The sequence below is a fragment of the Paenibacillus sp. FSL M7-1414 genome (assembly GCF_038003195.1).
In the GTDB taxonomy this organism is placed as follows: domain Bacteria; phylum Bacillota; class Bacilli; order Paenibacillales; family Paenibacillaceae; genus Paenibacillus; species Paenibacillus amylolyticus.
The window spans coordinates 2275629-2287819 of sequence record NZ_JBBOOS010000001.1 but is presented as its reverse complement, the minus strand read 5'-3'; the positions used below and the strand labels follow the sequence as shown (position 1 = coordinate 2287819).

9 protein-coding genes are annotated in these 12191 nt (G+C 44.7%); all 9 read right to left on the bottom strand.

The features are described 5' to 3' along the window. Window positions 1-9 precede the first annotated feature (9 nt). The 9 genes from MHH92_RS10410 to MHH92_RS10370 all read right to left on the bottom strand — a co-directional run bounded on the left by MHH92_RS10410 (window position 10) and on the right by MHH92_RS10370 (window position 12019). Complete coding sequence (locus MHH92_RS10410; RefSeq protein ID WP_036670224.1) at window positions 10-888, bottom strand: carbohydrate ABC transporter permease; 879 nt, start codon at window positions 886-888, stop codon at window positions 10-12. A gap of 29 nt (window positions 889-917) precedes the next feature. Next, window positions 918-1808 (bottom strand): ABC transporter permease, encoded by an 891-nt coding sequence (locus MHH92_RS10405; protein WP_017689297.1) that lies wholly within the window; start codon window positions 1806-1808, stop codon window positions 918-920. A gap of 189 nt (window positions 1809-1997) precedes the next feature. Further along, window positions 1998-3683, bottom strand: a complete 1686-nt coding sequence (locus tag MHH92_RS10400; protein WP_076249867.1) for an extracellular solute-binding protein — start codon at window positions 3681-3683, stop codon at window positions 1998-2000. A gap of 123 nt (window positions 3684-3806) precedes the next feature. Further along, window positions 3807-5435: a response regulator gene (locus tag MHH92_RS10395; protein ID WP_237176029.1), complete on the bottom strand. Its 1629-nt coding sequence runs from the start codon at window positions 5433-5435 to the stop codon at window positions 3807-3809. Window positions 5436-5508: 73 nt separating this feature from the next. Further along, entirely contained in the window at window positions 5509-7263 is a 1755-nt protein-coding gene (locus MHH92_RS10390; RefSeq protein WP_036609555.1) for a sensor histidine kinase, read from the bottom strand. 299 nt (window positions 7264-7562) lie between these two features. After that, a complete protein-coding gene (locus MHH92_RS10385) occupies window positions 7563-8261 on the bottom strand; it encodes a hypothetical protein (RefSeq protein ID WP_076318457.1) in 699 nt (232 codons plus the stop codon). A 182-nt stretch (window positions 8262-8443) separates the two neighbouring features. After that, entirely contained in the window at window positions 8444-9973 is a 1530-nt protein-coding gene (locus tag MHH92_RS10380; protein WP_340903571.1) for an ABC transporter substrate-binding protein, read from the bottom strand. Window positions 9974-10106: 133 nt separating this feature from the next. Further along, window positions 10107-11015 carry a carbohydrate ABC transporter permease gene (locus tag MHH92_RS10375; protein ID WP_017689303.1) on the bottom strand — a complete coding sequence of 303 codons (909 nt, stop codon included), beginning with the start codon at window positions 11013-11015 and terminating at the stop codon, window positions 10107-10109. Window positions 11016-11032: 17 nt separating this feature from the next. Further along, window positions 11033-12019: an ABC transporter permease gene (locus MHH92_RS10370; RefSeq protein ID WP_036670214.1), complete on the bottom strand. Its 987-nt coding sequence runs from the start codon at window positions 12017-12019 to the stop codon at window positions 11033-11035. Window positions 12020-12191: the final 172 nt, after the last annotated feature.

The following is a 12191-nucleotide window of genomic DNA, read 5'->3' as shown; positions in this document are numbered from 1 at the left end:
GGTACAGGCTCAGCCTTTAACTGAGCCCAACGTCATACCTTTAACAAAGAAACGTTGCAGGAAAGGATACACAATCAAGATTGGTGCACTTCCGATGAAGATCTGAGCTGCCCTTACCGTAGTTTGAGAGAGAGCTTCCATTTCTTTTGGATTCATGCTCATGCTACTCATATCACGTCCAATAATGACCGTTTGCATAAATGTAGCAAGTGGGTAATCCTTGGCGTTATTCATGTAGAGCAATCCATCAAACCAGGAATTCCAGTGGAACACCATACTGAACAATGCAATTGTTGCAATGGACGGCATCGAAATGGGAAGGAAGATCCTGAACAATGTTCTGAAATGGTTAGCTCCATCCATGAGCGCCGCTTCCTCCAGCTCTTTTGGAATACCGCGGAAGAAGTTCAGCATCAGAATGACAAGGAATGTGTTAACTGCTCCTGGGAGTACCAGTACCCAGAAGGAATCCATCAACCCGATCTTCTGGATAACCATGTAGAACGGCACCAGTCCCCCGTTGAAAATCATACTGAATACAAAAATCCAGGAGTAGATCGTTCTGCCTTTGAATTCACTATTCTCTTTGGACAACGGATACGCCGCCAGGAACGTAATCAGCAAGGTAATAGCTGTACCAATCACTGTACGTAGAAGTGAAATCCAGAGCGAGTTCAAGAAAATTGGATTGTTCATCGTTTTTTTGTAAGCCTCAAGTGAAAAACCTACGGGCCAGAGATTGACCAGATTGGCATCGGCAGCAGCCTTTGTACTAAAGGATACTGCCAGTACATGAATCATTGGTACGATACACATAATGGCGACCAAAATCAGAAAGCAGGTATTGACTATATTAAACACGCGATAAGGCAATGATTTATGATACATCGTGGTCCCTTCTTTCTCTCTTCATTCGTTTAGAATATGCGATATCCAGCGTATTTTTTGGCTAAGCTGTACGATACAAGAATCAAGATCATACTAATAACCGATTTGAATAATCCGATCGCGGTTGCAAAGCCCATCTCACCATTCTGCATTGCGGAACGATATACGAATGTATCAATGATGTCACCCGTTTGATATACGAGCGGGTTATACAAGTTGAATATCTGGTCAAATCCGGCATTCAGTACGTTACCAAGCGCCAGTGTTCCTACAACCATCAACATCGGCACAAGCGAAGGGATTGTAATGTGCAGTGTCTGTTTCCAGCGTCCTGCTCCGTCAATCTCCGCTGCTTCGTACAACGCTGGATTAATTCCGGCAAGGGCAGCCAGAAAGACAATCATGTTATAGCCAAATTCTTTCCACACATCTGTCAGAATGACCGTAGATCGGAACCAACTGTTGTCTCCCAGGAAGAAATATGGCCCAAGTCCAAAGGTTCCCAGAACCCGGTTAACCAAGCCGCCTGTTGACAACAGATCTATCAAAATCCCGCCCAGAATGACCCAGGACAAGAAGTGAGGTAAATATACGAGTGTTTGAATCGTTCGCTGTACAGCCATCTTGCGAACCTCATTCAAAAGAATGGCAAAAACAAATGGAACAAATAAATTGAAAATCAGTTTAAGTACAGCAATAATTAATGTGTTCCAGATGACCTGTAAGCTGTCTTCACGTTCAAACAAATATCTAAAGTTGTCCAGCCCAACCCATTCAGAACCGCTAATCCCAAGCCATGGCTTGTAGTTCTGGAACGCCATAATGATTCCGCCCATAGGCACATAACTGAAGATAATCAGAAAGATAATGGCTGGCAACAGCATAACGTGGAATGGCCAAGTGCGTTTCAAAGTTCTCATGATTGCTCCCCCTGTATTTCTTCCTACTCAAGTACTCCCTGAGTGGCTTATAATGCGATTATATCAACCTTTTACGGGGTCCAAACAGCACATAAAAGCAATATAAATGGCACAAATTCAACCACTTTGCCTTAACTTGAATAAACAAAAAAAGCGCCCAGACGTTAGTCGTCTGAGCGCTGCTTGTAACTATTTTTTCACACTGTCATACCATTCGTTAACCTCTTGCGTAATTTGGTCACCGCCACCGGATTTCCACGTTTGTACAAAGGTATCAAACGCATCAACCGGATTTTTGCCATAGATAATTTCGTTAAATGCTTGATTCTCGATTTTGTTCAAATAGTCAAGCTTGGATTTCATCGTCTTTGTTGTCGGACCTGTGAACATGTTCTTGAAGGAAATTTCTTCTTGGCTCAGCAACACTTTCGCTGCTGCTGGAGTCTCTTTACCGTAGTTGACAGCAACATCTTTTTCAAGCTTGGTTTCCGGCTCTTTGCCATTGGCCAAATTCATCAGAGCTTTCATCTGTGCATCTGGAATACGAGCACCGTCACGAACAAGCAAATAACGTACAACGTTCACGTATCCGCCTTCGATCTCGTCAATCGGCATTTGTTTTCCATTTGCATCCAGTTGATAGTCATAGCCTGCAAACAGACCGTTATCATAAGGGCTACCTGGTGCCGGGTCTGCATAATTGTCGAACAGGTAGTTCTGGTACGTAAAGAATGCTTCTGGGTGCGCCATATCTTTTTTGATCAACGTAACACCATTAACGAACTGTGTCCCGTGACGCATCGCTTTGCCTTCAGGACCGGTAGGAATTTCAATCGGTTTCCACACGGCACTCGGTACATTTTTCACTGTATCGAGAAGTGGCCATCCACTCATCCAGTAAGGTCCTGGAATAATACCGGCAGTTCCTGCAACTGCTGGCTCTGCTGTTTTGTTCTCATCCCATAGAGCTGCTTCCTGCGGGATATATCCTTTTTTGAGCCATTCGCTCAATTTGGTCAGACCTTGCTTCATACCCGGATTGATGGAGCCATACTCCAGCTTGCCGTCTTCCCCCAGATTCCATTGGAACGGCAATGTTCCATATGCTCCGAAGATCCAAGATGGGTCTCCCATCCATGTATTCATGGAAGTTTTGAAACCAATGCTGAGCGGAGTGACTTTATCAGGAGCCAAGCCGTCAGGGTTATTGTTTTTGAATGCTTCCATAACAGCTTCTAGTTCGTCGATGGTTTTTGGCGCCTTCATGTTCAGCTTATCCAGCCAATCCTGACGAATCCAGAGCAAGTAATCATTGTTGTAGGCATAATCCAGAACAGGGATACCCATTCTTTTGCCATCACGACTATACTGGTTCCATACGTTTGGATCTTGTTCAATTGCTTTTTTCCATGTGTCCGAAGCATATTTATCGAACAGTGGACCTACTTCTTGATACATTCCAGAATCAATCAGATCCTGAGCAAGCAGATTATCACCTACGTTTACAATATCAGGCATTTCCTGTCCTGATGACATCGCAAGACGAAGCTTGGTTGCAAATGCTCCATTTGTGTCTGTTACTGACCACAACGATTTGATTTCAATCCCGAATTGATCTTTGGCCCACTTGGTTGCCACGTTATTTTCCATGGATTCGCCATTTTTAAATTTCAGCTCTGGATCGATTCCCCATGCTGTAGTAATAGTAACTGCCGGATCATATTTCTCTTTGTATTCGTTTTGGGTTCCAGATGTACTTGGTGTTGCACTATCTCCGCCCCCACTGCCTCCTGAACATCCTGCAAGAACGACAGTTAGACTCAGCGTTGTAGCGAGAAGCGTCAAGAATCTCTTTTTCGTTGATTGCGCTCTCATGTTGTTCCCCCTTAAATCGTTTTGGTTACCCTTTCATTATAGGCTGACCAGGCCTTTGAGCCTATGATACGAAATCAAGATTTCTGCACCTTTGCCAACCTATATTCTGGAATGTTGTTGAAATTATGCCTGATCTCGAAATTCATTTGGTGTCATACCATAATGTTTTTTGAACATTTTGCTGAAATATTGCGGATTTTGATAGCCAAGTTCACTCGTAATCTCGTATATTTTTTTATTACTATTCTTAAGCAGATACAGAGCACGCTCCATGCGCATACGAATCATATAGTCCCCAAGACCTTCCCCTGTCTCTGCCTTGTAAATTTTCGATAGATATACAGGGTGTAAATATACCTTGTCCGCAATCATCTTCACCGACAGATCCTGTCCTGTATCTCTTGTTACCAGCTCCTGAACCTGCTTGATTACATGCCTGCGGCTCTGCACACCTTCCTGATCGGACAACTCTTCCTGAAGCTTCGCCAGCATCTCGGTAGCCCAACGCCGCAGCTTCTCGGGGGATTGAATCAACTGATGAGCAAGGAGCAGATCGAATCCCGCATGATCAATCTCATGCACCAGATGCCCCTGTTTATGGGCGATATACATAAATGCATTAGTTACCGACAGATACATCTCATACACATGTTCTCTGGACAATCGTACCTGTTCTGCCGCGTCAAAGACCGTGTTCAGCTTACGGGCTGCCGCTTCCCATTGCTTGGTCTCAAGCAATTGCGGAAGTACAGGCGGTTTGTACAGCTCTTCGAGCGCCTGCGTTGCATCATTCTCCGGTCTTTTGCTGAGTGCCTGATCCATGTCCATATATATAATTTTGTGTTCTTCCGGTCCTGAAAGGACAAGCGAACCCAGACTTTTTCGATAAGCTGCTGTCAACTCGTTAAAGGGAAATGACGGTGTAACTACCATGGACAGATCTCCCTGTAAATATCGAATGACATGCTCACGGAAAGTTTCAGCTGAGATTCTCAGCGTCTCCAAGTCCATCTGCGGAGCTACGATCTGATCTTGATTCTGCAAGAACATAACCAGACACTCATGGGGTCCGCGACCAAACCACACGTTAAATTGCTCTCCGAGTACTTCCTCTGCAATATTACCTACCGCAAAATCCATCAGATCCAGAGACTGCTGGTCCATTGATGAGAAACGTCCTGTAAGGCGAATCAGCATCATCACAGCCGATTGTTCTGGATCGATATGAATCTCATATTGTTGCAGTTGTTCCCGAAGTGCCCGCGCCGTGATCTCACGCCCCAGCAGCAGATCATGCATGAGATTTTCTCGTAAAATTTTATAGTCAGACTTCCGACTGTATAAAAGCCGGTGATATTTATCGAATTCATCCCACTCATCGCGAAGAGACGTAATGGCTGCCGACACCGATCCCATAAACTCATCATCGTTTACGGGTTTCAGGATATAGTCCGCTGCCTGCAATTGAATGGCTTTTTTAGCATAATCAAAATCACTGTGACCCGTTAGTAAAATACAGCGGATATGAGACCAGCGCTTGCTTACCTCTGCAATGAGATCCAGTCCGGACATGCCAGGCATGCGAATATCGGTAACCACGATATCTACTGCATTTTCCTCCATAATCTCCAACGCTTCCTTACCGGATGCGGCACGCAGCACGGTCGTTACTCCAAGCTCTCCCCAGGGGATCGTAAGTTCCAGACTTTCTGTTACGTATGTCTCATCATCTACCAGTAATATATCAATCAAGTGATTCACTCCCTATTTCGTTCATTCTGCAAATGGATTCCATCGTTCATCTTGCGCTACACATTCCAAGTGCTTATCCTTCATTCTCCAGAAGAAACTCCTGTTCGGCAGGCCATGACAGCGTAACGCGTAATCCACCAAGTTCCGATTCCGTTACATCCAGTCCTGCCTGCTCCCCATATCGAAGCTGGAGTCTCTGATTCACATTCCACAGGCCACAGCCCATCTCCTGATCCATCGTTCCCCTGAGCTTATTCAGAAGCGCCTCACGTGCCTCCTGTGTCATGCCTTGCCCATCATCTTCAACCACAAGAACCATGACACCGCCCTGTTTTTCCCCGGATACTCTTATTTCTCCGGCCTCCGCGTCCGCTTCGATACCGTGAATTACCGCATTCTCCACTAGGGGTTGCACGATGAGTGGCGGTACCTCCTGTCTTAACATCTCATCAGACAGATCAATCTTGTAATGAATGCGGTCCATACGCATCCGTTGGATCTCCAGATAACAGCTGACAAATTCAATCTCTTCTGTCAACGGTACCACGTCCCGCTCCTGTCTTGTCGTATACCGATAATAGCGCGATAGATTATGCGACATCGCTACAACAGCGTCCATACGCTTGAGTTTCGCCATACTTGTAATGAAGGAGAAACAATTATAGAAAAAGTGCGGGTTAATCTGCGATTGCAGCTGCTTCAACCGAGCTTCACGTACATGAATCTGTTCCAGGTAAACGTGTTCAAATAACTGCTGGATCTGCTCCACCATCAAGTTGAAACGTTCGGACAGGAAACTGAATTCATTGCGGCCCTTTGGCTTAATCCTCACGGAATAATCCTCCTGCTTCAACCGCTGGAACCCTCGAATGAGTTGTTTCACTGGTACCTGCACCTGTACATAGAACAAATACGCCACACCAAAACTCATTAACAACAAACAAATCATGGAAGAATAGAACAGCATATTTGATTGATGAATGGGCTTCAGAATATCTGATAGCGGCATATAGTCCACCAAATACCAGCCTGTTGTACTGGATTTCACAGTGTTGACCATATATGGCTCGTTCCCGATCACTACTGTACGATTATCAACGTCCTGAAGTTTATGGATGGACAGTTCTTCCATCAACTGATTCGTTAATGAACGATCTGAAGTCCGGTTATAGATAACCCCCGATTCTTCACGGAAATAGAAGGGGTCATGCCTGCCATCGTCTTTGAATTTGTCGAGCATATCCCGAATGTTGTCACTATCAAACTCCAGTTTAATAATCGTTTCTGCATTATTAGCCGGGTCTTTAATACCGTATGGAGATACCGTAATCCAGCTAAACATGAACCGATCATCTTCCCCATCCTGAATTTTGCGTACATCCCAGCCGGAAATGATATTTTCCCTTAGCGCTTCTTTATCGTAAGAACGTGCGTCCCTTTCGGAAACCACCCTGCCCAGCGAAGGAGAATACAGATATAATTTCGTGGCCCAATTGGATGAGCTTTCCTGAATACTCAGCTTATTCTGAATACGTTTGACCAGGTTGATCGCATCCAGATCAAAGTAGTTACTGTCCGCATAGATTCGCCGGAAGCTGCCAATATCAGGATCATGTATGAGCAGATTCGGCCATGAGGATAACAGTTCGATGTGTGTGTTCACTTGATTTTGGAAAAATTCAAGCTGGTTACTATTCGATCGATTCAACTCATCTCTGAGAACAGCTGTTGTTTTGTGATTGGAGTACCAGTACAAAAGCACTACAGGAATCAGCATAATCAGAATAAGAATGACCATTTTGGAAAAGAGGTTTGTCCGATATGACATTTTTTCATCTCACCTTGTCTTAATTTGTCGTGACATTAATTGTAATGATGTAAGCGCTAAAGACAAACTATTTTTTTGAGACAAACCGATTCATTATCTAGCGTAAGCGTTACCAATTCAAGGGGAAAGGAGATAAAACCAATATTTCTGCACTAAATGCAACTTCCACGCACAAAAAGAGCCAGCGATTAGCCAGCTCTCTATCTAATTTCAGTATATATCTTTAATCGTTCTATTCAACTCAAACTTTATTCCACTTCTGTTTATGTAATTATTCTTTTTTTCTATGAAAATATCAACTATGGAATATCATAATCAAATACCGTATTCGCTCCATCCACGCCTACATCCAGCACAATATCCATAAGTTTCCCATTGACGAACAGAGGGGATTCCGCTTTCCCGTAAAACTCCAACTTACCTGTAAACGTTCCATGGCGTTCAATCTCAACATGTACGGGCCTTAATTGGACAGACTGCAAGGCTTCCAATAGGGGATCGTCCTTTAACTTATAACTACGTGCGAGATCAGGCAATAACACGGCGGATACGGAATCTCTGCCGTAATTTTTGAGTGTCAGATCACAGGTTGCTCGGGTCTCACCCGTTTTCAGCACGTTAAAGGTACAAGAACTTGCATTCTGTACATAGGATACCGCATTAATGCCTGAAGCTCCCCACTTGGCTACATACATGAATTTATCCGTCATGTACGAATAACTGAGAACGATAGCGATAACTACGATCCATAACCCTTTTGCAAGAGCGGGGAATGATTTCCCGATTTCTTTGCGAGTAAGGTAAAATCCACACGCGAATATCCCCAACCCGAGGAAAAGTGTGATATGAACTCCACTCAAGTAAGATGTAGTATACGGTGATATACCTATTGCTGACAGCATGGTATCTCCAACAGAAAAACCAAGATGATGGTTACATGTAAAGATAATAGCAAATAGCAATAACGCCCCTGAGAACACAAGTCTGGTTCTCGACACACGAACACCCCCTAATCAACCACCTTATTATATCATATTTTTCCTATTTATGATTAACAATCCAAATCAAAAAAACAACAATAAAAAGAACGTCTTCGGTTGTTCACCGAAAACGTCCTCCATTTTCACCGCTGACAAGAGCTTGTAATAACACAGGTCTCTCTGTCATGGCTGACGATCATTTATTGCTTAGCCAAGAATGCATCGAGTTGTTCCTGTTTGGCTGCAATAATTTTATCAATTCCCGCTGCTTTCAACTTCTCCAGATATTTCGGAATCATCTCATTTGGATCAACTGCGCCGGATGTCATACCCGGCTTGAACTGTTTGTTCACGTTGTTGACCGCAGCAATTTCATTTTTGACAGATTGGCTGTTGAACGTAAAGCCCAGTGCTGGCGACTTCACACCTTTGGCGTTAAACTCTTTGAACTTCTCCCATTTCTGTGGATCTTCATTATCCCAGAGGAAGTTCAGGAATTGGTTACCCAGTTGCCATTGTGCACCTGGATTGTAGGTACGACTGTTGGCATCTACGCCATCAGGGAGAGCAATGATATTATCCTGTCCGTCTTTTTTCACATAATGTGTACCTTCAATTCCGAAGTTTAACAAGTTGTTAATTTCCTTGTCGGAATGCAGCAGGTTAATGACCTGCATCGCTTTCTCCGGTTGCTCGGAAGAACGGGAGATTGCAAGCATCGCTCCAGACGCATCACCCGTCGTGATTGTCGGCTGTGTCATCTCAATCTGAGTCAGTGGGAAACCCACATACCCTTCTTCTTCTTTATCCTTGCCTGGCTTCATGCCATCCGTCCAGAGAAACGCTTTTCCAGCCTTCGCCTGGTCTTTCGGGAACACATTGGACGTAGCAGCATCACTGTTGATATATCCCGCTTGATACCACTTGCGAGCGAGTTCAGCCGCTTCTTTGAATTCTGGGGTCTCCACTTCATTCAGCACCGTTGTTCCGCCTGCTGTTTTGGAGATAACTCCAGGTACGGAAGCATCACCGAGATAATCCCAATCCAGATTCTCTAACAGCCCGTTACCATTGGTATTGGACATATAGAATGGTGTGATGGCTGGCTCGTTTTCCTTGATTGTTTTGAGAAGTGGCTCCAGATCAGCCCATGTCTTTACAGCTGTCAGGTCCAGTTTATACTTGTCAGCCAGATCTTTACGTACCAACACACCACGTGTGGCAGCGAGTTCCTTATTCGTAGGAACGCCGTAATTCACGCCGTCCACCTGGGAACCTTCCAGAAAGGCAGGGTCCAGGTTGTTCTTAATATCCTGACCATGTGCATCAAGCAGATCATTCAAGGGCAAGAATGCGCCTTTAGCTACATTCACCGTGTAGTTCTGCCAAGCTGCTGTGAAGATAATGTCTGATTTTTCACCTGAGGAAATCATGAGATTCAGCTTGTTATCCCACTGTCCCCAGTCAATTGCATTGATCTTAAGCGTAGCCCCGATCTTTGGTTCCATCTTTTTGTTAATCTCGGCTTCCACCAGAGCGACATCCTTCTGTGGTGTCCCTGGGTAGAACAGTGTCACTTCATAGGGTTTGCCCCCACCTTCACTTGCTCCTCCGCCTTCTGCGCTAGGTGTTGTTGTTCCACCCTTGTCTGATGAGCAAGCTGCCAGCACCAGGCTCAGCGCCATAACCGTTGCCATCATGCGTGACCATACCTTTAATGATCTAACCAATTGAACCCCTCCTGTCATGTGTTGAACCATACAACCGAATTCCCCAATTCACAATTAAACCGATAACTACTTCTGTATATGCCCTTTCAGTCCATCTTCATTTACCTTGCCCACTCCGCTAACCGGTTCAGAGTTATCCCTTCACAGCGCCAACCGTAAGACCTTTGATGAAATAACGCTGGAAGAACGGATATGCCAGTACAATTGGACCAATACCGACCACAGCCATCGCCATTTGCAGAGTTTTGTTAGGCAGATTCAGCAATCCACCCTGCGACGAAATCTGTGAAGAGACGTTGGAGTTGGTTGTTAAATATTGAATATCGAGCAACGTCCGGTACATAAGGTACTGAAGGCTGATCGTCCGGTTATCTGATATAAAAATCATACTAAGGTACCAGTCATTCCAGTAATTCAATGTACTGAACAACGCGACGGTTGCCATTACGGGAAGAGAGAGCGGAAGCACGATACGTGCAAACGTTCTCAATTCTCCCGCACCATCAATCCGAGCCGATTCCAGAATAGACACCGGAATGGAGTTCGCGAAGAATGTACGCATGACCAGTACAAAGAATGGGGATAGCAGTAGCGGCATAATGAGTGCCAGTAGGGAGTTTTTCAGATCCAATACGTTGACATAGACCAAGTACCAAGGTACCAGACCCCCATTGAACAACATTGTGAAGAAGATGAAAAAGGCGAACCAGCCCCGGTAAGGCAGATCTCTCCGTGAGAGCGGATACGCATACAATGCGGTCAGCGCAACACTTGTAATGGTACCTACAACGGTAACGATAAAGGATATACCATACGAGTGAATGATCTGATCCATATCTCTGAACAGAAACTCATAAGCCGTCAGGCTGAATTTCTCTGGAATAAGCTTATATCCATTGGCAATTACTGTTGTCTCGTCCGAAAATGAGATGGCGAAGACAAGCAGGATCGGCACGATACAGGCAATGGCATAGAATAGAAACATCGCATGAATAACGGATGCGGAACGCTTCGATACGGCTAGTGGATCACGTGATTTCACAGCTGACTTGCCTCCTCTCAAAATAATGCATTATCTTTATCTATTCGCCTTACGATGGTATTGGATACAAGCACCAGTACAAATCCAACGATTGCTTGGTATAGACCGGCTGCTGATGACATCCCGATATCTCCACCGATAAGGAACGTTCGATATACATAGGTATCCAGTACATTCGTTACAGGGAACAGCGCTCCCGATTCCAATGGAACCTGGTAGAACAGACTGAAGTCTGCATAGAATATACGGCCAATTTGCAATAACGTCATAATGACGATTAATGGGACGAGAAACGGAATGGTAATGAAGCGTATCTGATGCCATTTGGTTGCGCCATCGAGCACAGCTGCTTCATAATATTCTTCATCGATACCCACGACAGCTGCCAGATAAATGACGGCATAATATCCAATATTTTTCCATGTGTTCACCAGTGGCAAAATATACGGCCAATACTTCGGCTCTGAATACCAGTCGATCGGCTGACCGCCGAACATCTGCAGAACCGTTGAGTTCATGAAGCCTGAATCCTTGCCCAGGAAAGCCAGTACCAGATAACTGACCACAATCATGGACAAGAAATACGGTAATAACATAAGTGATTGATATAACTTGGACATTGCCTTGTTCTTCACTTCATTGAGCAGAATAGCAAGCCCGACACCTACTAAGAGATTCAGTGCAATGAACACCGTGTTATACGCGAGTGTATTTCGGGTAATTTCCCATGCATCACTGGTTGAGAACAAATATTTAAAATTGTCCCATCCACTCCATGGGCTACCCCAAATACCATCAGCATAGTTTACATTTTTGAATGCGATCAGAACGCCGAACATCGGCATGTAGTTGTTCACCAGCAGAAACAGGACACCTGGCAAGAACATGAGATACAGCACCTTGAATTTGCCAAGATTGTGCCACACAGACTTGCGCTTTCGGACTGTTTCTCCCGGTATTTCCGATATCCGTACTCCCTTACCCGCCTGGGGTTGTGTCTTCATAACTTGTTCTCCCTCACTCCTCTTGAATTCTTCCTCAGGATGAAGCTCCGTTGCGGCTCCTGTGGTTCAAGTATACGGCGGGGCGAGTAAGACCTCTATCTGCTGTGGTGACCTGTTGACTTATCAAATTATGACTTTAGTGCCAAATTAAACAAAACAAAAGGCGCAGCAT

Bases quoted from the DNA above. Each gene is read 5' to 3' on its own strand.
- MHH92_RS10410 (WP_036670224.1), bottom strand. From the start codon at position 888: ATGTATCATAAATCATTGCCTTATCGCGTGTTTAATATAGTCAATACC.
- MHH92_RS10405 (WP_017689297.1), bottom strand. From the start codon at position 1,808: ATGAGAACTTTGAAACGCACTTGGCCATTCCACGTTATGCTGTTGCCA.
- MHH92_RS10400 (WP_076249867.1), bottom strand. From the start codon at position 3,683: ATGAGAGCGCAATCAACGAAAAAGAGATTCTTGACGCTTCTCGCTACA.
- MHH92_RS10390 (WP_036609555.1), bottom strand. From the start codon at position 7,263: ATGTCATATCGGACAAACCTCTTTTCCAAAATGGTCATTCTTATTCTG.
- MHH92_RS10370 (WP_036670214.1), bottom strand. From the start codon at position 12,019: ATGAAGACACAACCCCAGGCGGGTAAGGGAGTACGGATATCGGAAATA.